This window comes from Guptibacillus hwajinpoensis, from assembly GCF_020524165.1.
Lineage (GTDB): Bacteria > Bacillota > Bacilli > Bacillales > Guptibacillaceae > Guptibacillus > Guptibacillus hwajinpoensis_D.
On sequence record NZ_JAIVKU010000001.1, the window covers coordinates 203,419 to 225,674 of the forward strand.

The window sequence follows — 22,256 nt, forward strand, 5'->3', positions numbered from 1 at the left end:
AATGGCTGATCAAGCGAATCAATTACGTCAAGAAGTGAAGCGACGCCTACATTCTGGTTCAAATAATCGAAAAACAAAAGTGATCGCTGTGACAAGTGGAAAAGGCGGCGTCGGAAAGTCGAATGTCTCGCTTAATTTTGCCCTTAGTCTTGTGGCGTTAAATAAAAAAGTAGTGATTTTTGATTTAGATGTCGGTATGGCGAACCTTGATGTGCTGATGGGGGTTACGCCGAAAGAGACCATTATGACCATGCTTGAGAAACAACTCTCTCTTGAAGCCGTTGTTGAAACAGGGATAAATGGTCTTCAATATTTGGCAGGTGGTCATGGAATCGGGAAAATTCTTACGTTAGACGGTCAGCAATTAAATCATTTTTTTAAAGAAATTGGTTCTCTTCAGGGCAAAGTCGATTACATTATTCTCGATACAGGTGCAGGGCTTACTTATGAAGGGATGCGGTTTCTACAAGCTGCTGATGATGTGTTTCTTGTGATTAACCCTGAGCCGCCTTCCATCACCGATGGGTATAGCGTACTAAAAGCGCTCTATGCGAAACATAACGAGGCTTCTGTCAAATTGATCGTAAATCGATCTCTTACGAAAGAGGAAGCTGAACAGACATCTCTTAACTTTCAAAAAGCCACTGCTCAGTTTTTAAATAAGTCGATTGATTTGCTTGGGGCGATTCCCGATGACCCATATGTGCGAAAAGCGGTTATCGCCCAGTCACCTTATTTACTCCAATATCCTAATTCGAAAGCGGCAAAAGCCATCGACGAATTGGTTCGATCGTATTTAAACCTTCCTTCGGTTTATAAGCTTGGCGTGAAAGGGTTTTTGACAAAGATTCTGTTTCATAAATAAGCGGGAAGAATTTTTCAGGTGGTGAACTTCATGAATTCCAAAATGGATAAACAGACAACCGAATATTGGAGAGCGTGGAAAGAGGAGAAGCAGGAAGAAGCCGGTAACCATCTTATTTCGCTTTATCGTCCGCTTGTTGATTTCGCTGTGCAACGATATGCGGCTGCTCTCCCATCTACCGTTCAGCGTGATGACCTTACGAGTTTCGCTTATCAGGGGCTTCTTGATGCACTTGAAAAATTCGAGCCAGAACGTGATTTGAAATTTGAAACGTACGCCGGCTGGAGGATTAAAGGCGCGATCATTGACGGCCTTCGCCAAAATGATTGGGTGCCCCGTTCCGTACGTGACAAAGCGCGTAAAATTGAAGAAGCTTATGCCGCTTTAGAACAGCAAAATCAAACGTCGAGCAGCGATCATGACGTGGCTTCGTATCTTGGGATGTCCGTTGCGGAAGTTCAGCGAGTTATACAAGATGCTTCTTTATCGACAATGGTGTCAGTCGATGAGCCTGTGCAAGAGGATGATCAGCAAAAAATTGAACGGTACAGTGTTATTGAGAACGAACAGGCGGAGTTACCAGAAAAACACCTACACCACCATTTTATTAAACAGCTATTAGCTGAAACGATTGACCGTTTACCGGAGAAGGAAAAGCTTGTTGTCTCACTCGTTTATTTTGAAGAATTGACGCTTACCGAGATTGCCAGAATTCTAGGGTTATCAACGAGTCGCATTTCCCAATTACACTCGAGAGCGCTCCTTCGAATGAAGGGTGTCCTCCGAGCTAACAAAGAACATGTTCAATCAATGTAATCGGAGTGATCAGCATGTATTCATTCATTTTTATTAGCGTTGCGCTTCATCTTGTGAGCTTTCTTTGTATCGTGCTTCTTTTTCTAAAGCAATCAAAGGGAACGGAAGTACGAGAAGAAATCGCGGCCAGTATGGAAGTCTATATCGAGCAGCTAGAAGAAGAAAACGATCGTCTCTTGAACGAAGTGAAATCATACGTCGATGCACGTGAAAACCAGCTTGATACCCGCCTTCGCGTTCTAGAGCAGGGTAAGGTTGGTTCTCCTGAAATTGAGGAGCTAACGAAATCGGTGATTGTTCAGCATCCTTCCGCTCATAGTGAACGAAACCAAAAAGCCGTACAGCTCCATCAGCAAGGCTTTTCGATAGCGGACATTTCGCGGTTATTAAACTGCGGGATTGGAGAAGTAGAGCTGATTGTCAATTTGCATGGAAGGTCTGAACAGCGATGAAAATTCAGCAGCATAGCAAACCATCACTTGAATCACTAAAGATGGATCTGCCAAAAGGAAACAAGCAGGCGGGATTTCAATCTGTGATTCAGGAGGCATCTAAAGAGCTGAAAGGGGCTGAGCTAAAGCGTCTTCTGCAACAAATTGATCGTCAGGGAGATCTGCTTGGGAAGGAACGCACATTTCAGAACTTATCTGCCTACAAGCGAATGGTGAAACAGTTTCTTGAAGAAGCGGTTAGCCAGGGACTCACGCTATCGGAGAGAAACAGCATGGATCACTATGGAAGAAGTCGCACGTACAAGCTAGTGGAAACGGTGGAGAACAAGCTTATTGAAATACAGGAAGAAATGAGAGAAAAAGAGAAGAACGGGATGACCTTATTATCACTCGTTGGTGAAATAAAAGGGCTGCTTGTTGATCTTTCTCTCTAGTTCAATTGACCCATCTAAAAAAGGAAGTATTGACTCATGTTCATTTGCATGAGTTTTTTCTATAATTAAAATAAGAACATACGTTCGAAATAGTGGTTGTGATTTTTAACTGCCAGGATACTTTCATTCCTACAGACAGAGAAAGGAGAGGTGAGGATATGAAAAGTGGATTGCATGTAACAGATAAAATGATTGAGGAGTTAAAGGAAAATCTCTTATTTCAGTCGTTTATTCAAGAAGAAGCGCATTGGGAAAGTTTTATGGACGCAACGAAGGATCGGGAATCGCTAAACACGCTCAATTCTCTTTTTCATAAGTATTATACGGAAATTCGTTTTATCGCTTATGTGACGAAGTTAATCCGTTATACGGCCATTAACTTTGATCGAAAGCGTAGACTTGGGCATCTTCGTTTTCCTCTCACACTTGATCAGCCTGTAGGAGGGTCAGATACTGCCTGGATTGATTTAATCGAAGATCCAGAAACAAAGGAAGAAACAAATTCGTTTGAAGAAATTTTTTTAGAAAAATCTCTCTTTCTTGCTTACAGCCGATTAACGGGCAAACAAAAAGAAGCGCTCGATCTCTTTTATCGATCTGAATACTCCGATACCGAAATTGCTAGAGCGTCAGGCATTTCACAGCAGGCAGTCAGCAGAAGGCGCAAGCGAGCACTAGAGAAGCTCAGCTTTGCGGGGAAGGAGGGGAGAGTATGAGTATCACAACGGTTATTAACGCCATCATCGGTGATCTCGGGTTTCCAATCGTGGTTTCCCTTTATTTACTCGTTCGATTGGAGAAGAAAATTGATGATTTAACAAATGCGGTGACGGATCAGGAAACGAATAAGAAGGGATGACTATGGAGAAAAGACTGTATTCAGCTTTACAACTAGCAAAGCAGAAGGATGAAGAAGGACTGAAGGAGGTTATTCATCAGTTTGAGAAAAAAATAGAAGCAGAGCTCAGGCAAACATCCTTTCAAAACAGGGATGATTTGCGACAGGAATTGGTGATCAAGGTGATGGAAGCCGTCGAAAACTATAAGATGGAAGATGTGCCAAACTTTGAACAGTTTATTGAAGAACAAAAAGGAAAGAAATAGGAAACTTTTACTTGTTTTCTGTCGTATTAGAGGGTAGAGGTGAGGCCGATGCTTAAAGTTGCGATTGAAGAAGCGGGTTACGAAAAAAGAGAGAGTAACATTCGAGAGATTGGATTCGAAGTAAAGAGCGGTGAACTGCTTGGTTTATTAGGGTCAAATGGAGCGGGGAAAAGTACGACCATTAAGACCATTTTAGGATTGTTAAAAGAGTGGAAAGGAAGCGTCGAGTTTAAAGATGGGACACGTTATGCTTACGTACCAGAGCTGCCCGTTTTCTATGACAGTTTAACACTCTGGGAACATATAGAGTTTGCGGCTGCGGCAACCGCGTTGGCCGATGAAGACTGGGTGGAGCGTGCACAGGATTTGATCCGTTACTTCCAGCTTGAGCACGTGAAGCATCATCTACCGTCAAGCTTTTCAAAAGGGATGAGACAAAAGGTCATGCTGATTACCGCGTTTACGCTGAGGCCTGATGTGTATATCATTGATGAGCCGTTTCTAGGACTGGATCCGCGGGCGACGAAAGACTTTTTAAAGCTCATTGAAAAAGAGCGAGCACGCGGTGCCGCGATCTTAATGTGTACGCATGTGCTTGATACGGCTGAGCGTATTTGTGATCGTTTTGTCTTGCTATCGAACGGGACATTACTGGCAAAAGGATCGCTAGAGGAAATGCGTGAACAGTCGGGAGCGGGTTCAGAAAGTTCACTACTCGATTGTGTTGATACGCTAATGGAGCAGCGATGATGACCGGGCTACAAGTGTTGCGGAAGCGTGTATCGGACGATCGTCGTTATAAAATCCGGGATCTTCGTACAGCGCTTGATTGGACGGTCTGGCTATATATCCTACTGCCAGCGCTTGTCATTGGAATAGCCTATTACCGTTCGTGGTGGGTGACAGCACCGGACTGGCTCGCAGGAGTGCCGGAACAGGCAGCTGTTTTCCCACTATTTGTAATCGCGACGGCCTGGTCGTTCCGAATTTATACAGAAGAAGCGGATCAAGTGTATTTGTTGCAAAACGTCTCGCTTAGTCAAGGGCTAAAAAAGTGGGGCATCGCTCATTCACTTGGAAAAGGAGTGATAATGACAGTCCTTGGAATAGGATTCATTCTTCCATTACTCGTTACCGGTTGGGGCTGGAGTTTGGAACGAATCATTGTCACAACGTTATTTCTTCTTATGGTGAGTTGGAATGTGAGGACGTGTCGGTATTTTATCGATCTGTTTGTGCCTTCTATCTGGGTGAAATGGATGCCAGTTGGATTGGTGAACCTGCTTTCTGTTGGCATTCTTCTCTTAATGAGCCAGGTTCTCTGGATGTATGAATGGGCGGTTGTGATCGGAAGCGGAAGTTTACTTCTTCTGTTGGTTGTTCAGCTACGAGTGCGCGTGAAGATGAGGGGAACCTTTTTTTACGATGCGGTCATCGAGCGAGGTCATAAGCAGAGTATAACGAAATTTTTGATGGGACGCGTTGGGGTAGCGCCGGCGACTGCTATTGTTCGAAAACAGCCTTTTCTTTTTCGAGGATCCAGGCGAATACGTAAGAAACGTTCTCCTGAGGCAAGGATGGTGGATCTTTATACGAAATGGCTGCTTCGATCGGTAGGGAAGGTGCAATATTACCTACAAGTGATTGGCTGGGGAACGGCAGCGATTCTTCTTCTTCCGCTCGTTGTAAAAGTAGTGGTGCTCCTGTTTGCGCTTTATGCGTTGATTGGACTATCGAAAGCGGACTGGCATGAGTTCTCGGAAGGTGGCTACGCCCAGTTGTTTAAGTGGGAGCCGTCGCTACGTGAAGCCGGGGAACGAGCGTTAAAGCTAGTAGCAATGCCGTGTTTTCTCTTGCTATGTGTGGTGACGGGATATTCATTTCCTGGATGGATCGGGCTGATGCTTTTTCCCTTAGCTGGCTGGTTTGTTTTTAAAGTAAGTGGGCAACTAGCGTACCGAAGTATGCAAACAGGTAAGTGGGAAGATTCGAAAGGTGTATGAACAATTTCAGAATTGATTGCTTCGCTCAAGCGCTTTCCGCTATGATGGGAGAGAAGATTCGGACGAGGGAGCGGATAATGTGATAAAGGTATTTTTAATTATTGGTGCGATTAATGCGGCGCTTGCGGTTGGACTTGGCGCATTTGGAGCACATGGATTAGAAGGAAAACTATCAGAAAAGATGCTCGAAACGTATAAAACGGGCGTGCAATACCATATGTATCATGCGCTTGGTTTAGTTGGTGTGGCCATTGCGGCAGATAAGCTTCAATCCGCAGGACTCATGCAATGGGCCGGCTGGCTCATGTTTGCCGGCATCGTGCTATTTTCGGGAAGCTTGTACGTGCTTAGCTTGAGCGGAATTAAGATTCTTGGTGCCATCACACCACTTGGTGGCGTGGCGTTTATTACAGCGTGGATTCTAGTGGTTGTGGCAGCGTTTAAGGCGTAGAGTGGGAATTCCGCGCATTCGCGAGTGCCTGTCACCACCCGCTATTTGTCGAACGATGGCAGGTGGGAGAGGTTAATTGGCCAAAATAAAAAGCTGCCGGAAATTCGGCAGCTTTTTTCATACGTGCTAACGCGGAGAATACTGCGTTGTTTGCTGAAGAGGGTAGTTATACTCGAGCTCTTCATCAAATGTAATATAGTCCAAATAAACCATAAGTAAAATATACCGTTTGCCTGTTTGAGGATCCGAAAGAATAATATGATCTCTCCCAGCAGCTTCGACAATCCCTTTGAAGACTTTCGCATTCCATTTGTCATTATTCTCGAACGTCATGTACACAGTAGCGATTTTCCCTAAATTTAGACGTAGAATGTTTTCGATATAGGATTGCTCAACGGCGAGCTGTCCAGGGAAGCCTCCTCCCTGCGTTGACGCACCTTGAACCTGCTGGCCTTGACCTGGAAAGCCTGAAGGATACTGTGCCATTTGTCCGCCGCCTTGCCCTTGCTGCGGCATTTGACCATAGCCGCCTCCCCGGTTTTGTGGCGGTGAGGTGTTCCAGTATTGATTGTTCATCATAACCCTCCTTAAGCGTTCTCTTACAAACTGTTGTACACTTCGGCATATTCACTTTCAGTCGGCGGGTTGAAACAGTGTGACTAAACGTCCGTCTATCCACTGGTTATACCACTGGAAAGGCGTCGGCAGGCTTAAAGAACCAGAGCGAATAGCTATTAGGATGTTACTAATGGCACGCAATAAAAGAAGGGATAATGCCATGGCTCTACGTAACTCATTGTATGTACGAAATGAAGGAATATGCCTAACAGGAATTGAGTTATAGAAACAAAAAAATCCCTTCTAAACACAGGAAAGTGTTAGAAGGGATTGCCTTTATACGTATAAAAATTGAGGGAGGCGTTCTTTAGGAAGGTGCGTGCCAACAAAGAAACTACCAAATTCGCCGTAGCGTGCACTCACTTCATCAAAGCGCATTTCATAAACGAGCTTTTTAAACTGAAGCACGTCATCTGCGAATAGCGTCACGCCCCATTCCCAGTCATCGAAGCCAACAGAACCTGTAATGATCTGCTTTACTTTTCCAGCATAGCTACGTCCGATCAGCCCATGGCTTCGCATCATTTCTCGACGCTCGTCCATTGAAAGCATGTACCAGTTATCGTTGCCTTCGCGCTTCTTGTTCATTGGGTAGAAACAAACATAAGGCGCTTCTGCTAGTTCTGGCTTTAAGCGAGCTTGAATGCGAGGGTCGTTATCCGGATCGCTATCTTTTCCAGCCATGTAGTTACTAAGCTCAACGACAGAAACGTAAGAGTATTCTTTCACCGTATATTCAGCTAACGTTGTTTTGTTAAAAGCGTTTTCGATTTCATTTAACTCTTCCATCGTCGGGCGGAGGAGCATTAACATAAAGTCTGCTTTTTGACCAACAATGGAATAAAGCGCGTGACTTCCTTGCTTATGGCCTGCGGTGACTTCCCACTTTTCAAGGAACGTAAGAAACTCATTCATCGCAAGATCGCGTTCTTCGCTTGAAAGCTGTTTCCAAGCTGTCCAGTTCATGCTTCGAAAGTCATGAAGGCAATACCAGCCATCAAGAGTTACTGCTGCTTGATTCATATCTGATTCACTCCTTATCTTTTATCACACCTTTAAGGAAAACTAACGCTCGCCTGCGAAATTCTTGAGGCGAATTCAACTTCCACTAAAGGTCCGATTGGTTCAACTCACCACCAGAGGAAATAAACAATGCCACCTCTAATGAAAGTTTCACTATATCCATTACCTACTATACCAATACTTCTCCTTCATTAAAAGCGGTTGAGAGTGACGATAAGATGAATAAAGATACTACTAGGCATGTTTAATTACAGGAAGGTTGGCTTATATTAAAAGAGGAAAAAAGGAGAACATCACCGTGAACTGCTCTTGGATTCGTCTGAAAAATAGAACTTTTACATGGAAGGGCTTACACTAAGGGATTTATTTTCGTTTTTCAGGAAAAAGGGTTATCGTAGGAGTTGGATATTAAAATAAATGAGGTGAAACCAATGAGTGATCTTTTTACAAACATGAAAGACCAGGTGAAAGCAGGTAATCCGACAATCGTATTTCCTGAAGGAACTGATGAGCGCGTATTGGCAGCAGCAAACCGTCTTGCAGAGGATGGTATCCTTAAGCCGATCGTAATTGGTGGAGAAAATGCGATTCAAGATAAAGCGGCAAGCTTAAACATCACATTGCACAACGATCTAACTGTGATGGATCCAGCGACTTATTCTGAAATGGATGCACTAGTTGAATCATTTGTAGAACGACGTAAAGGCAAAGCAACAGCAGAACAGGCGAAGGAAATTCTTCTGAATGTGAACTACTTTGGCACAATGCTCGTTCATACTGGTAAAGCAGACGGACTTGTTAGTGGTGCTGCTCATTCAACTGGTGATACGGTTCGCCCTGCCCTTCAAATCATTAAAACAAAAGAAGGCGTGAAGAAAACATCTGGCGCATTCGTTATGGTAAAAGGTGATGAGAAGTACGTTTTTGCTGACTGTGCGATTAATATTTCACCTGACAGCAATGATCTAGCTGAAATTGGCGTAAGCAGTGCGGAAACAGCGAAAATGTTTGGCATCGAGCCAAAGGTAGCGATGCTAAGCTTCTCTACAAAAGGATCCGCGAAATCTCCTGAAACAGAAAAGGTTGAAGAAGCAACGCGTATCGCAAAAGAAATGGCGCCCGACCTTGTAATCGATGGTGAATTCCAATTTGATGCGGCCTTTGTTCCGGAAGTGGCTCAAAAGAAAGCACCTGAATCGCCACTTAAAGGGGAAGCGAATGTCTTTGTATTCCCAAGTCTTGAAGCAGGAAACATCGGCTACAAAATGGTTCAGCGCCTTGGTGGCTATGAAGCCGTAGGTCCGGTTCTTCAAGGATTAAACAAGCCAGTGAACGACCTTTCTCGCGGCTGTAGTGAGGAAGACGTTTACAAGCTAGCATTGATTACAGCAATGCAAAGCCTATAATAGATGAAAAGCCCCTGAAGGAAAGCCTTCAGGGGCTTTTTTCTAATTACCCAAGCGCTTTTTCGTTACGTGAAAAGACGCGCTGGTAATTAAAATCGTAAAGAGAGAGCTCTGGAATAGATAGCTGAGCCGTAGTCAATGAATCGGTATATCTCTTAAGCGTTTTAAGGGTATTCATCATAATATCGGAAACGTTTAACTCTTCTCCAATTAATTCACTTAGCGAAGCCATCGTTTCTGGAACAATTTCAGGATAAGTGAACTTTGTTGCTTCACCTTTTACACCCCGTTTGTAAAACTCCTGAATGACTGATGCCCGCTCCGAACCACTTCCATTGACGCAAAGATAAACTTGCACAGCAACGCCACCACGAAGTCGTCTCTGCGAAATACCGGCGAATTTTTTGCCGTTCACGCTTAGATCGTAACGACCTGGACAGTATGAACCAACAATTTCCCTGTCTTCTATACTCACGTTATACGGTGACAAAATTTCCTGGACAAAATTCACCATTGCCTCATATCCCGTATCAATATCAATTTGTTGCTGCTTTTCAGCAAATACAAGTGAAAGGTTTAATACACCGGCATCAAGGACGACAGCAAGGCCTCCAGAGTTTCTTACAATGACGCGATAGCCTAATTCTTTTAAATAGTGAACGGCCTCTTCAAAATAAGGAAGGCGCGTATCTTGTATGCCAAGGACAATCGTATTGTGATGAACCCATGAACGCAAAATTGGTGGAGAATCGCCGCTTCCAGCAGAATTGCAAAGCGTATCATCCATTGCGAACGATTGGAGTGCATCAAACGAAGGACCAAGGGTTGATTGATCGATAATTCGCCACTTAGGCTGATAAAGAATTGAATCGTTGTTTCCCATTTTCTTACCCCTTCTTCACGTACTAATCGTTCTTATTATAGCAGACGAAAGGAGTTTTAAGACATCATCCGACAGTATTTCCCGGGTGATGACAAAATGGCTGATCCTTTTTACCCAATTTCACTCCTTATTTCCCTATAAAACTTCGATTTTACAGGAAAAACTAGCGCTTGCGAAAAAAAGGAAATTGCGAGAATTGTCTAAAATGATATAATGAGAATTACGGTAGTTTCAAGTTAGCGAGCGAGCGGGTATAGATAGAAAAGAAATGGTAATCTATGTAAGAGCTTTCATATATGACGGAGTTCATAAGAAGAGTTTACATAACCTAGATAGAAGCCAGCATTGTGCGGTCCGTATTATGCACACGATGATGGTAGTTATGTCGATGAGACGAAAGGGGACATGTTTATGAAGCTAACAGTTAAAATTATTGCGGGTCTTGTTCTAGGTATTCTTGTTGGTGTCATTTTTAATTTGTTTGCACCAGATGCCTTTGGACCTGTCGATCAATATGTGCTTGGTCCTATTGGGCAAATCTTTCTGAATTTAATTAAGATGCTCGTTGTACCAATTGTATTCTTCTCCATCGTTGTAGGAACAGCTGGAATAAGTGATCCGAAGAAACTAGGACGTATGGGAGGAAAAACCGTTGCGTTTTTCCTAGTAACAACAACCATTGCGATTTCGATTGCGATGGCGCTTGCTTACTTAATTAAGCCGGGTGTTGAAGGTTCATTCTCAGGAAACGCGGATTTTAAAGCGGAAGAAGCACCGCCGGTCTTGGATACAATTATTAATATTATTCCAACCAATCCAATTCAAGCGATGGTTGAAGGAAACATGCTACAGATCATTGCTTTTGCTATTTTCGTAGGTTTTGCTCTTGCGATTCTTGGAGAACGCACGAAAGCACTACGTGATCTTTTTGAACAAGGTAACGATGTAATGATGTATCTTGTTAAAATCATTATGGAAACAGCGCCATATGGTGCTTTTGCGCTGATCGCTTCTGCTGTCGGTGGTCAGGGGAAAGAAGCCCTACAATCGATGGGCATGTATTTCCTCGTCGTACTAGGAGCCTTGCTCATTCATTTTCTCTTCACATATGGTAGTGCGATTTACTTCTTGTGTAAAGAGAATCCAATTAAATTCTATAAAGCCTTTGCGCCAGCGATGGCTGTTGCTTTCAGTACATCTTCTAGTAGCGGTACGCTACCAGTATCGATGAAAACTGCTCAGGAAAACCTGAAAGTACCAAAGCAAATTAGTAGTTTTGTCCAACCGCTTGGAGCGACAATTAATATGGACGGAACGGCAATTATGCAGGGTGTTGCAACGATTTTTATTGCCCAAATTACCGGAGTTGATTTAACCTTTACACAGTTGATTATCGTTGTTGTAACGGCGACACTCGCTAGTATTGGGACTGCAGGTGTACCGGGTGTAGGACTCATTATGCTCGCAATGGTTCTAAAGCAAGTTGGTCTACCTGTCGAACCGATTGGCTTAATTCTTGCCGTTGACCGTCTTCTCGATATGACTCGTACAGCTGTTAACATTACAGGTGATGCGGCATGTGCCATGTATATTGCAAAATCTGAAGAGAAGCGCGAAGGCAAAGAAGCTGAAACTGTTCTATAACATATGATGAAAGTGGAACGCTTCCTCTTATAAAGTTAAATGCTATGATCAGTGTTAGTCTTTCCATCCTTTTCTCTATACCCAAACAACATGAGCCTTCTCCCATTACAGCTTGGGAGAAGGTTTTCATTTATGATGGCGTGGTATATAATGAAGGGATGAATTTGACGGAAGGAGCCTGCCGCGAAATGCTCGAACGATTAAACGAAGAAAAAGTATTTAAAGACCCTGTTCATCGCTATATCCACGTTCGATACCGTTTAATCTGGGATCTGATTGGTACGAAAGAATTCCAGCGTTTGCGCAGAGTTCGCCAGCTCGGAACGACGTATCTCACTTTTCATGGAGCGGAACATAGCCGCTTCAGTCATTCACTTGGTGTTTATGAGATTGTGAGACGCATAAATGAGATTTTCTCACAGTACGAGGGTTGGGATGAAGAAAATGAGTTATTAAGCATGTGCGCAGCACTACTACATGATGTTGGGCATGGACCTTTTTCACACTCGTTTGAAAAAGTATTTAACCTCGATCATGAGGATTTTACTCGAATGGTCATTCTTGGCGACACGGAAATTAACGAGGTGCTTCGAAGAGTGAGCGATGACTTTCCCCTTCAAGTTGCTGATGTGATTGCCAAAACGCATAATAACAAGCTCGTGGTGAGCTTAATTTCAAGCCAGATCGACGCGGACCGGATGGACTATTTACTTCGTGATGCGTACTTTACCGGTGTTAGTTATGGTCAGTTTGATATCGAGCGTATCTTACGGGTCATGCGCCCGGGTGACGATCAAATTGTCATTAAGCAAAGTGGCATGCACGCTGTGGAAGACTATATTATGAGTCGCTATCAAATGTACTGGCAAATTTATTTTCATCCTGTTACACGAAGTGCAGAGGTGATCTTAAGTAAAATTCTTCATCGTGCAAAGCAATTATTTGAACAGGGATATCACTTTCAACATGATCCGATTCACTTTTATTCTCTTTTTAAAGAAGACATTCGTCTTGAAGATTTTTTGAAGCTGGATGATTCTGTTGTGATGTTTTATTTCCAAATTTGGCAGGAGGAGAATGATCAAATCCTGAGTGATCTCTGCGAACGTTTTATGAATCGAAGACTGTTTAAATACATTGAATTTAACCCGATGCAGCAGATGAATGCGTGGAGAGAGCTTTATGAGTCGTTTCATGAAGCGGGCATTGATCCTGATTACTATCTTGTGGTTGATTCATCTTCCGATTTGCCGTATGATTTCTATCGGCCTGGAGAAGAAGAAGAACGGTTGCCGATTCATTTATTGAAACCAGGTGGTGATTTACGTGAGCTTTCGCGTGAATCTGATGTGGTAGAAGCCATTTCCGGTAAAAAAAGAACCGATCATAAATTGTATTTCCCTGCAGACTTTATTCTTGAAGGAAATACAGATGCTACTCGTCGTATTAAGTCATTGCTTCAAATCGATTAGCTGTTCAAAAAGAAAGTCAGTCCTGGCATGAAGTTTGCTTCCGCTACAGGTCTGCTCTGTGTTCAAAAGAAGAGGTGGGCGTTTTAACCTCGCTTTTTGTACATCTTCTACTAAAATAAGAATGCTTTTTGGACAACCTGTAAAAAGTACATGGGAGGGGTGCAGGTTGCTAGAAGATCACGCGAAAGTGATAGCTGTGTTGAAAGAAGCCGGAGAGGTTATTGGACGAAAAAAATTACAAAAGATCATCTACATTTGCAAAAAGCTGCAGTTTCCATTTAATGAAAAATATCAATTCCATTTCTATGGACCTTACTCAGAAGAGTTAACGCTAAGAGTGGAGGAGCTTTGTAACCTCGGTCTCGTTACAGAAGTAAAGGAAAGCAAAGGTGGCTATTACCAATATAAATATACGGTCACGGAAGAAGGCAATGAGTTTCTAGGTCATTACGATTTTCAATTGCCAGAACTTCGCCAGTGTATTAATGAGATTAATAGTCAGAGCTCACGATTTCTTGAACTTGTCTCAACGATTCTCTTTTTCGATCGCCTGACAAAGGAAGAAGTGATTGAGAAGGTTCGTACGATTAAACGGAAACAGAATTATTCCGATGATGAAATTGATCAAGCCTATGCTTTTATGAAAAAGCTCGGCTGTTAATGCCTTTGGCCTAATAGATTAAGTGACAACAAAAGGTGCCCTGTCAGGGCACCTTTTGTTGTGGAAATTAACTTTTCATCGACATTTTCTTATCTGTTGATGTAAGCTTTGTGAAATCAACTTTTCCGAGAATGAATCCAGCGATAACAATGACGATCATCATCAGAAAAGAAATCAGTAGTGTACTTAAGTAAGGGAGAAACAGTTCTGTCATCTCCGGTAACGTACCTGCCATCATAACGACGAGCGTAAAAGAACTAATAACATGGAATGTCGTTCCCGCTCCGAGCGCAATCGTCGTTTTTATTTCAAGAAGGGTCGGAAGCAAGTACGTCGAAAGTAGAAGATAAGCTACCAGGATGGCGAGAATTGAAAAGAAGCCAGCTAATCCAGTATGACGATAGCCGCCTGCTGCCAGAATGATCGTATAAATGAGGGAAGCAAGTAGTCCAAGAATGATACTGATTACAACAGGAGAATAAAGGGTTTTTTTCATAATAAAGCCACCTTTTTTACAAATGTTTCGAATGCATTACATAAATACCCATCTGAACATTAGTATAATCGTATATTAGCATCAAAATTTGGAAAAAGAAGTCGAGTAATTTGTACGTTCTTGTCGAATTGGAAAAAGGGTTCAAAAGACTTATAACATGGGAGTGAGAATGAAGTGAGAGAAGTGAAAGCTGGCTTAGTTGGTTTTGGTTTTTCTGGGGAGACGTTTCATGCGCCTATCATTCATGCGGTAGAGGGATTAACGATGACAACAGTTGTTTCTTCGAATACAGACAAGGTGCATCGTTCATTTCCAGGAATGAATGTTGTTTCGTCATTGGAGGAGTTGTTAACCGATAAGGAAATCGAGCTGGTGATTATCACGACACCGAATGAGTTTCATTTTCCAATGGCCAAAAAGGCTCTTGAAGCAGGGAAGCATGTTGTTCTTGAAAAGCCATTCACTGTTAGCGCAGAGGAAGGTGAACGCTTAATTGAAATTGCAAAAGAACAGGAACGTTTGCTAAGCGTGTATCATAACAGGCGCTACGATAGTGATTTTCTCACAATCCAAAAGCTTATGAAAGAAGAGCAGTTTGGAACGATTATGACCTATGAAGCTCACTATGATCGCTATCGAGCGGAGGTGCGTGATCGCTGGCGTGAACAAGATAAGAAAGGTTCTGGCATCCTATTTGATCTCGGTTCGCATTTAATTGACCAGGCGCTCACCCTCTTTGGGAAACCTGATGGCGTGTATGCGGATATTATTGCCCAGCGCGAAGAAGGCAAGACAGATGACTATTTTCATCTTATTCTACAGTATGGAAAAAAGAGAGTGATTCTTCATGGAGGCTCCCTGGTAAAAAAACATGGCCCGCGGTATCAAATTCACGGGATGAAAGGATCGTTTTTAAAATGGGGAATTGATCCTCAAGAGGAGTCGTTGAAAGCGGGGAGGGTTCCCGGAGACGAGGGGTGGGGAGAAGAAAAATCAGAGGAATATGGTGTGCTCACTAATGAAGATGGTGAGCACATCATCCCATCGTTACCAGGGTCTTATCAAACGTATTACAAAGAATTGTATCAAGCGCTGATACAAGCCAGTGCTTTACCGGTCATGGCTGAAGAGGCACTGGATGTCATTAAAGTAATTGAGCTTGCCTTAAGAAGCAGTGAACTGAAAAAGATGATGTTGTGGGAGTAAGAAAAATCGGCTCAAAGTCGCCCTTGTTCAATACGCTATTTCTTAGAAAGCAAAATAAACGTAGAAGATCAAAAAAAGCTCTGCCGATGAGGCAGAGCTTTACGTTAGGCATGAGGTAGGAAAGCCAGCTGATAGAAGAACAGTACAGCGAAAAGGTAAAGAAGCGGATGAACGTCACGCCATTTTCCTTTTACAATTTTTAAGATCGGGTACGTAATAAATCCTAACGCAATACCTGTTGCAATACTTGCGGTCAGCGGCATCGTAAGGATGATTAAGAAAGCAGGGAATGCCTCGTCGAACTCGTTCCAATCAATTTTACCAACGGCGCCAATCATTAAGCTACCAACAATAATTAACGTAGGAGCTGTAATCGCCGAAAGACCTGATAGAGAACCAACGAGCGGACCAAAGAACGCTGAAATAACGAAAAGTACGGAAACGACGACAGAGGTTAATCCCGTTCGTCCACCAGCTGCAACGCCGGCAGAGGATTCAAGATAAGCACTCGTAGGACTTGTTCCAAAAATCGCCCCTACGGTTGTTCCGATTGAGTCAGCGAGAAGAGCCTGACGCGCACGAGGCATCTTCTTCCCTTTCATTAAACCAGCTTGTTCGGCAACGCCTACCATTGTGCCGGTTGTATCAAATAAAGTAACGAGTAAGAAGGAGAACACAACAGCATATAAGCCGTATTCGATCATATCTTTAAATGCTTGAAGCGGGCTGCCGAAGATAAAGAATTCGGGAGCAGATGGGGCTTGCATAAAGCCCTCTTTGAATTCAAGCTGTCCTGTGAAGATCGCGATAATCGCCGTGATAATCATTCCAAAAAAGAGTGCCCCTGGAACGTTGCGAGCCATAAGAATCAGCGTAATGATGAGCCCAACAAGCGCTAAGAGAACTTCAGGTGAATGGAGATTACCAAGGCCAACCAGGTTCTCTTCATCTGCGACGATAATGCCCGTCATTCGCAGACCAATAAAGGCAATAAACAATCCAATCCCAGCTGTAATCCCTAGCTTAAGGTTGGCCGGAATCGCTTCAATAAGCTTTTCGCGGAATGGAGTTAAGGATAGAATAATAAATAATAATCCTGCAATGAAAACTGCGCCAAAGGCAACTTGATAGGATACGCCTGCGTCTCCACCTACAACGGAAAAGGCGAAGTAAGCGTTAAGCCCCATACCAGGCGCAATCGCGATTGGGTAATTTGCGAATAGACCCATCCAAAGTGTTCCAACAACCGCCGCAATAATCGTTGCGATAAAGACTGTGTCAAACGGAACCCCTGTTGAGGATAGGATAATTGGGTTAACAATAACGATATATACCATAGTCAGGAAAGTGGTTAATCCTGCAAGAAATTCTGTTTTAACGTTTGTTCCATTTTCTTTTAAGCGGAAAAAGGAGTTAAACATGGTAAGACCTCCATTAAATACGAACGTTTTTTAAACACAAATACTATAATATTCGTAATAAACGCGTTTGACAAGGGGTAATCTAAAATCAATTGCGATAAATGCTTGAATGGCTGTGACATGAATCCTTACAGGTAATTGTGATAAAATGATAGCGGACAATTGTGATTGAAGGAGGTACAAAGAAATGGCAAATGAAGAAGAAAAGAAGCCGGAAAAAAAGCCTTCAACAGGTTTTAACATTTTAAGTGGTGACTCTACAGACGGACACGGAGGTTACGGAGTCGGTACGATTAACCTCGATAACGTTTCGCCTGTGATTATCGATCCAACGACGGACGAAATCTATGTTGATGTCGGTGCGCTTCATGCACGTAGTGCGCTTGAAAAGCGTAAGAAGCTTGTAAAAACGCGCGAAGAAGTACCAGATGGTCATACAGCCTGGATCGTATGGGTGACGCTTCAACGTAATGAGGAAGGGCCATACTATCACGGTATTGGCGCATGTGAATTTTTCTTGAATGCAGAGGCGAAACGCGCATGGAAAAGCATGCCGGAGCATGTGAACAATATGGATAAATCCATGAAAGGCAAGGTCGTGGTCGATCATATGGATGCAAAATCCAAAGAAATGCTTCGCAATTATTTAATTGAGTTTGATAAAGACGTCTATGAACGTTCAAGTGATGAAGTGAAAGCAGGACTTCAAGACTAACTTTCAATTGTTTTCTGACTAATTGATAAAATCCCTTGAGGTTTCCAGAAACTGAGCGTAAACTTATGAGTACGCAACACATATAGCTAGGACCCAAAACAGCCCGGGGAATTTTCCCCGGGTTGTTCTGGTTCTAGGGAAAGATCGCAAGCGTTTTCCTGACAAAGAAAGGGTGAGCATCGTGTATCAAATGCCACGTGAGAAAAAGAAAGAGCTAATTGAACGCATCCAGACGTACTTCTATGAAGAGCGAGACGAAGAAATTGGTGAACTAGCTGCTGAAAACGTCTTACATTTCATCATGTCCGATATTGGTCCAACACTTTACAATGCAGGTATATCGGATGCGATTGGGATGACGGAACAAAAATGGATGAGCATTGAACAAGACCTCGAAGCTTTAAAGAAGCCGGATCCAGAAGTGAATCGCTAGATAAAAGACGGGTGTTGCACCCGTCTTTTATCTTATCCATTGAAAGAACCGATCGAAAAACCCTTTTCTCTCTTTTACTTTCTCTGAAGAAGGCGTGCCGGGATGGTCTTTACAAAGGTGGGACGGCTCAGTTCCTTCTATATAATACGTTAAACGCTTGACTGGACAATTTTCAGTAGCGATCAATCCTGTTTGAGGATCGACCTCTATCCCTATAACGTTTTCTGGCTTCTTAAAATCAGCCGCCTTCTCATTAGCTAGTGCTTCTTCAATAAAGTTTGCCCAGATCTTCTTCGTATAGGACCCATCATTTCGATGATTCAGGGTCTCTCCTCTATCATAGCCAACCCAAACCGCGGCGGTAAGCTGTGGCGTAAAACCAACCATCCAGCTATCGGTTGACGTTGATCCGGTTTTTGCAGCTGCAGGGCGTGTGAGTAGGTGGTCAACCCCAGATCCCGTAACGCGCGTGTAGTCATTGAGTGATTCATCAAAAACCCCTGTCATCATACTTGTTGTTACGAAAGCGGCATCAGGATCTAATACAAGCTCAGATTGCGAGGCATGCTCATAAATCACTTTGCCGTCACGATCCGTTACTTTCTCGATGTAATAAGGAGAAACGCTGTAGCCGCCATTTGCCAGCATGCTATAAGCTTCCGTCATCTCCATCATCCCGACAGGCTTTGTTCCAAGAGCGAGAGACGGGATCGCCGATAATTTACTTTTGATTCCGAAAGATTTTGCGGTATTGACGAGCGTTTTTTCTTCTAAAAACATATGCGTTTTCACTGCAACCACGTTATCTGAGAGCGCTAAAGCCTGCGCGAGCGTAATTTCGTCATTCGCATACACGTCTCCAAAATTGTGCGGAGAGTAGGTTTTCTGTTCGTTGTCATAGTAGAAGGTGGTTGGCTCACTTCGTACGAGCGTTGATGGAGTGAAGCCATTTTTAATGGCCGCATAATATAACAACGGTTTAAACGTCGACCCCGGCGTTCGCTTCGCCATCGTCGCACGGTTAAATTTACTGTCTGAATAATCCCGGCCTCCAATCATCACCTTCACAGCGCCTGATGTTGGCTCCATCGCAACTAGCGCGGCCTGAATGTCACTTTTTGGATCAATGGTCGAGTCAACCCACTTTTCTGCTGCCTTTTGCATGGTTGCGTCAAGTGTTGTATAGACGTGAAGACCTCCCAGCTCGATAACACGCTCATCAAGTGAAAGAACTGATTTTAATTCTTTTTTCACTTCTTCAGCAAAATAAGGCGCGATTTCAGACTTCGTTTCTTCTGTAAATGTTTGAAGAGCCATGTTTTCTGCTTTCGCTTGTACCGCTTCTGTTTCAGTGAGCGTCTCATTCGCTACCATTGCTTGAAGAACGGTGCTTTGGCGTTCCTCTGCCCGCTCAGCATCAGCATAAGGAGAATAATAGCCAGGTCCTTTCGGAATACCAGCAAGCATTGCTGCTTCAGCAAGAGAAAGATCCTCCGCTTTTTTGCCAAAGTACGTTCTTGCGGCAGACTCAATGCCGTAAGAGCCGTGTCCATAGTAAATGGTGTTTAAGTATCCCTCAAGAATCTCTTCTTTTGAATAATGCACTTCAAGTCGATATGCATAAAAAGCTTCAGCGATTTTTCGTTTCCATGTTTTATCATGTTCTAAAAAGAGATTTCGTGCATATTGCTGTGTAATGGTACTAGCTCCCTGAACTTTAGCCATTGCTTTAAGATCAGCCAGAATCGCTCCACCAATTCGTTTAAAATCAAACCCCATATGTTCATAAAAATGCCTATCTTCAATGGCAATGGTTGCATCAATCACGTAAGGAGAAATATGTTCAAGATCAACCCAATAGCGGTTCTGGCCATCCTGGTTTGATTCGCTAATCACTTGTTCATCACGGTCATAGTAAATGGTTGTTTGTGGTACTTGAAGTTCCGGGGGACCCATGAACACTGTTACCAAATACAGAAGCCCCATAGACAACCCGATTAGCACTATGCCGATCATCATTAGTTTACTTAGAAGCATTGTCCACCGCTTCCAATAATGGAATCGCTCATCATTGAGCCATTTCATGTGGTTCACCCCCACATCGTCTTAAATCTAGTATGTGACAATCTAGAAACTCTTAAACACGTTTCTCGGTGAAATCGTTCTATTTTCTATAACAGAACGACGGAAGCAATCAGTTCGAAAAATAGTTGTCCAGTTTTTGAATAGGATAAATTATAATCATTTTTATGGAGAGCGGGGAGAGAAACGTATGGAGATCATCATTGCAATCATTCTTGGAATTGTAGAAGGATTAACGGAATTTTTACCAGTTTCCTCAACAGGGCATTTGATTTTAACCGGGTACTGGCTCGGTTTTACTGGTGAAAGAGCCAAAACGTTTGAGATTGTGATTCAACTTGGATCCATTCTTGCGGTTGTGGTGATGTATCGAAAAAGATTTGTGGCGTTAGTATCGCCGAATAGAGCGAGTGGATTAACGATGAGTCATCTCATTTTAGGGATGATTCCGGCGGTGGTAGCAGGCTTTCTTTTGCACGGGTTTATTAAAAGTTATTTATTCTCGCCTTATACCGTTGTGATTGGCCTTGTTGTAGGCGGGGTGCTGATGATTTTCGCTGATCTAAAAAAACGAGTGCCTGTTACGTCAACATTAGATGACTTAACGCTTAAGCAGGCTTTCTCCATCGGCCTCTTTCAATGCCTGGCACTTTGGCCGGGATTCTCACGATCAGGTGCCACGATTTCAGGCGGTGTTTTACTCGGAACAAATCACAAAACAGCGGCTGAGTTTTCATTTATTTTAGCGGTTCCGATGATGGTAGCGGCAAGCGGTTATGATTTATTGAAAAGTTATCAGTTTTTATCTGTGGCTGATCTCCCCGTTTTCGCAACAGGCTTTTTAGCCGCCTTTTTCGTAGCGCTTTTCGCTATTGTAACATTTATTAAATTTATTGAACGCGTCCGGCTAATCCCATTTGCAATCTATCGATTCGTGCTCGCGCTTTTTGTGTGGATGGTCTTATTCTAGGGGGAAGAGAAGCCGGCATGAAAAGAACGTTAAGAAACAAGAAATGAAAGTACAAATTTCTCTTGCTTTTTACACAGAGTCGACTATACTTTTCTTGTACTTTAAGAATAGACAAAGGGACTAAAAGTATAAGGGGGAACAATGGCTTCCGATTGGTTGCAAGTTTTCCTGATGCTTAGATACATTTTTTTGCTACATACTAATGGTGTTTGGACCTTTGTGGTTCGGGAACGGACTTAGTGTAGCAATTCGATATAGAGGAGTGGTTGAAATGGAATTATGGTATACAGAAAAACAAACAGAACGCTTCGGCATTACGGCGAAAATTAAGCAGACGTTGCACACGGAGCAAACGGACTTCCAACGTCTTGATATGATTGAAACAGAAGAATTCGGTAACATGCTCGTTCTTGACGGAATGGTGATGACAACCGAAAAAGACGAGTTCGTCTATCATGAAATGGTTGCACACGTGCCACTTTTCACACATCCAAATCCGAAACACGTATTAGTCGTTGGCGGAGGAGATGGCGGTGTTATTCGTGAAGTGTTGAAGCACCCATCTGTTGAAAAAGCAACGCTCGTTGAAATTGACGGCAAAGTAATCGAGTATTCGAAAAAGTACTTACCTTCAATCGCAGGAGCACTTGATCATGAGCGCGTTGAGGTGCTTGTTGATGATGGCTTCATGCATATCGCAAAAAGCGAAGGGGAATATGATGTGATTATGGTTGATTCAACTGAACCTGTTGGCCCAGCTGCAAAGCTATTTGAACGCGGCTTCTACGAAGGGATTTCAAAGGCGCTTAAAGAAGACGGTATTTTCGTTGCGCAAACGGACAACCCGTGGTTTAAAGCGGACTTGATTACACAAGTATCTAAAGATGTTAGAGAAATCTTCCCGATTACGCGCGTCTATACAGCGAACATTCCTACGTATCCAAGCGGTCTATGGACATTTACCATTGGTTCGAAAAAGAATGACCCGCTTGAAGTACCAGAAAGTCGCTTCCATGAAATTGACACAAAGTATTATACAAAAGAACTTCACAACGCTTGCTTCGCACTTCCTAAGTTCGTACAGGATCTCGTCAAATGAGC

Annotated in this window: 25 protein-coding genes; 19 read left to right on the plus strand and 6 right to left on the minus strand. The window is 43.1% G+C overall.

Annotated elements, in window-relative coordinates; translation table 11 throughout:
• Position 1: 1 nt before the first annotated feature.
• The 10 genes from LC090_RS01055 (at position 2) to LC090_RS01100 (ending at position 6,125) form a co-directional block, all read left to right on the plus strand.
• Entirely contained in the window at positions 2 to 865 is an 864-nt protein-coding gene (locus LC090_RS01055) for a MinD/ParA family protein (RefSeq protein ID WP_226654442.1), read from the plus strand.
• Positions 866 to 895: 30 nt separating this feature from the next.
• Positions 896 to 1,681 (plus strand): FliA/WhiG family RNA polymerase sigma factor, encoded by a 786-nt coding sequence (locus LC090_RS01060; protein WP_226654444.1) that lies wholly within the window; start codon positions 896 to 898, stop codon positions 1,679 to 1,681.
• A 14-nt stretch (positions 1,682 to 1,695) separates the two neighbouring features.
• On the plus strand, positions 1,696 to 2,133 hold the full coding sequence (locus tag LC090_RS01065) for a DUF6115 domain-containing protein (protein ID WP_226654446.1): 438 nt from the start codon (positions 1,696 to 1,698) through the stop codon (positions 2,131 to 2,133).
• On the plus strand, positions 2,130 to 2,567 hold the full coding sequence (locus LC090_RS01070; RefSeq protein WP_226654448.1) for a YaaR family protein: 438 nt from the start codon (positions 2,130 to 2,132) through the stop codon (positions 2,565 to 2,567). The genes LC090_RS01065 and LC090_RS01070 overlap by 4 nt, the downstream gene beginning before the upstream one ends.
• 158 nt (positions 2,568 to 2,725) lie before the next feature.
• Positions 2,726 to 3,283, plus strand: coding sequence for a sigma-70 family RNA polymerase sigma factor (locus tag LC090_RS01075; RefSeq protein ID WP_226654450.1), 558 nt, complete (start codon positions 2,726 to 2,728; stop codon positions 3,281 to 3,283).
• Positions 3,280 to 3,426: a YvrJ family protein gene (locus LC090_RS01080; protein WP_226654452.1), complete on the plus strand. Its 147-nt coding sequence runs from the start codon at positions 3,280 to 3,282 to the stop codon at positions 3,424 to 3,426. Before LC090_RS01075 ends, LC090_RS01080 begins: the two co-directional genes overlap by 4 nt.
• Before the next feature lie 2 nt (positions 3,427 to 3,428).
• Positions 3,429 to 3,671: a helix-turn-helix domain-containing protein gene (locus LC090_RS01085; RefSeq protein ID WP_226654454.1), complete on the plus strand. Its 243-nt coding sequence runs from the start codon at positions 3,429 to 3,431 to the stop codon at positions 3,669 to 3,671.
• Between the two features lie 48 nt (positions 3,672 to 3,719).
• Positions 3,720 to 4,421, plus strand: coding sequence for an ABC transporter ATP-binding protein (locus LC090_RS01090; RefSeq protein WP_226654456.1), 702 nt, complete (start codon positions 3,720 to 3,722; stop codon positions 4,419 to 4,421).
• Positions 4,418 to 5,674, plus strand: coding sequence for an ABC transporter permease (locus LC090_RS01095; protein ID WP_226654459.1), 1,257 nt, complete (start codon positions 4,418 to 4,420; stop codon positions 5,672 to 5,674). The genes LC090_RS01090 and LC090_RS01095 overlap by 4 nt, the downstream gene beginning before the upstream one ends.
• Positions 5,675 to 5,756: 82 nt before the next feature.
• Positions 5,757 to 6,125: a DUF423 domain-containing protein gene (locus tag LC090_RS01100; RefSeq protein ID WP_226654681.1), complete on the plus strand. Its 369-nt coding sequence runs from the start codon at positions 5,757 to 5,759 to the stop codon at positions 6,123 to 6,125.
• 126 nt (positions 6,126 to 6,251) lie between these two features.
• Here the strand turns inward: LC090_RS01100 and gerQ are convergent, their stop codons facing one another.
• Together gerQ and hemQ are read right to left on the minus strand one after the other, a co-directional pair.
• Entirely contained in the window at positions 6,252 to 6,704 is a 453-nt protein-coding gene (gerQ, locus tag LC090_RS01105) for a spore coat protein GerQ (protein ID WP_226654461.1), read from the minus strand.
• 315 nt (positions 6,705 to 7,019) lie between these two features.
• Positions 7,020 to 7,766 (minus strand): hydrogen peroxide-dependent heme synthase, encoded by a 747-nt coding sequence (hemQ, locus tag LC090_RS01110; protein WP_226654463.1) that lies wholly within the window; start codon positions 7,764 to 7,766, stop codon positions 7,020 to 7,022.
• Between the two features lie 431 nt (positions 7,767 to 8,197).
• Between hemQ and pta the strand changes: the two genes are divergently transcribed.
• Positions 8,198 to 9,172 (plus strand): phosphate acetyltransferase, encoded by a 975-nt coding sequence (pta, locus tag LC090_RS01115; protein WP_226654464.1) that lies wholly within the window; start codon positions 8,198 to 8,200, stop codon positions 9,170 to 9,172.
• 46 nt (positions 9,173 to 9,218) lie between these two features.
• On the opposite strand, the gene LC090_RS01120 is transcribed toward pta, so the two are convergent.
• Positions 9,219 to 10,055: a lipoate--protein ligase family protein gene (locus LC090_RS01120; RefSeq protein WP_226654466.1), complete on the minus strand. Its 837-nt coding sequence runs from the start codon at positions 10,053 to 10,055 to the stop codon at positions 9,219 to 9,221.
• A gap of 411 nt (positions 10,056 to 10,466) precedes the next feature.
• On the opposite strand from LC090_RS01120, the gene LC090_RS01125 reads away from it, so the two are divergent.
• From LC090_RS01125 to LC090_RS01135, 3 genes are all read left to right on the plus strand, one after another.
• Complete coding sequence (locus LC090_RS01125) at positions 10,467 to 11,699, plus strand: dicarboxylate/amino acid:cation symporter (protein ID WP_226654467.1); 1,233 nt, start codon at positions 10,467 to 10,469, stop codon at positions 11,697 to 11,699.
• A 158-nt stretch (positions 11,700 to 11,857) separates the two neighbouring features.
• Positions 11,858 to 13,171, plus strand: coding sequence for an HD domain-containing protein (locus LC090_RS01130; RefSeq protein ID WP_425590615.1), 1,314 nt, complete (start codon positions 11,858 to 11,860; stop codon positions 13,169 to 13,171).
• 166 nt (positions 13,172 to 13,337) lie between these two features.
• Positions 13,338 to 13,832: a YwgA family protein gene (locus tag LC090_RS01135; RefSeq protein ID WP_226654469.1), complete on the plus strand. Its 495-nt coding sequence runs from the start codon at positions 13,338 to 13,340 to the stop codon at positions 13,830 to 13,832.
• 67 nt (positions 13,833 to 13,899) lie between these two features.
• On the opposite strand, the gene LC090_RS01140 is transcribed toward LC090_RS01135, so the two are convergent.
• Complete coding sequence (locus LC090_RS01140) at positions 13,900 to 14,328, minus strand: hypothetical protein (protein WP_226654470.1); 429 nt, start codon at positions 14,326 to 14,328, stop codon at positions 13,900 to 13,902.
• A gap of 174 nt (positions 14,329 to 14,502) precedes the next feature.
• Between LC090_RS01140 and LC090_RS01145 the strand changes: the two genes are divergently transcribed.
• Complete coding sequence (locus tag LC090_RS01145) at positions 14,503 to 15,534, plus strand: oxidoreductase (protein WP_226654471.1); 1,032 nt, start codon at positions 14,503 to 14,505, stop codon at positions 15,532 to 15,534.
• A 104-nt stretch (positions 15,535 to 15,638) separates the two neighbouring features.
• On the opposite strand, the gene LC090_RS01150 is transcribed toward LC090_RS01145, so the two are convergent.
• Entirely contained in the window at positions 15,639 to 16,955 is a 1,317-nt protein-coding gene (locus tag LC090_RS01150) for an NCS2 family permease (RefSeq protein ID WP_226654472.1), read from the minus strand.
• 187 nt (positions 16,956 to 17,142) lie between these two features.
• Between LC090_RS01150 and LC090_RS01155 the strand changes: the two genes are divergently transcribed.
• Together LC090_RS01155 and LC090_RS01160 are read left to right on the plus strand one after the other, a co-directional pair.
• Complete coding sequence (locus LC090_RS01155) at positions 17,143 to 17,670, plus strand: YwhD family protein (RefSeq protein ID WP_226654474.1); 528 nt, start codon at positions 17,143 to 17,145, stop codon at positions 17,668 to 17,670.
• 190 nt (positions 17,671 to 17,860) lie between these two features.
• Complete coding sequence (locus LC090_RS01160; RefSeq protein WP_226654683.1) at positions 17,861 to 18,103, plus strand: DUF2164 domain-containing protein; 243 nt, start codon at positions 17,861 to 17,863, stop codon at positions 18,101 to 18,103.
• Between the two features lie 27 nt (positions 18,104 to 18,130).
• Here LC090_RS01160 and LC090_RS01165 read toward each other — a convergent pair whose 3' ends face one another.
• Complete coding sequence (locus LC090_RS01165; protein WP_226654476.1) at positions 18,131 to 20,188, minus strand: transglycosylase domain-containing protein; 2,058 nt, start codon at positions 20,186 to 20,188, stop codon at positions 18,131 to 18,133.
• 187 nt (positions 20,189 to 20,375) lie between these two features.
• Here LC090_RS01165 and bacA point away from each other — a divergent pair, with 187 nt between their 5' ends.
• Together bacA and speE are read left to right on the plus strand one after the other, a co-directional pair.
• Entirely contained in the window at positions 20,376 to 21,155 is a 780-nt protein-coding gene (bacA, locus tag LC090_RS01170; protein ID WP_226654478.1) for an undecaprenyl-diphosphate phosphatase, read from the plus strand.
• A 271-nt stretch (positions 21,156 to 21,426) separates the two neighbouring features.
• Positions 21,427 to 22,254: a polyamine aminopropyltransferase gene (speE, locus tag LC090_RS01175; RefSeq protein ID WP_226654480.1), complete on the plus strand. Its 828-nt coding sequence runs from the start codon at positions 21,427 to 21,429 to the stop codon at positions 22,252 to 22,254.
• Positions 22,255 to 22,256 lie beyond the last annotated feature (2 nt).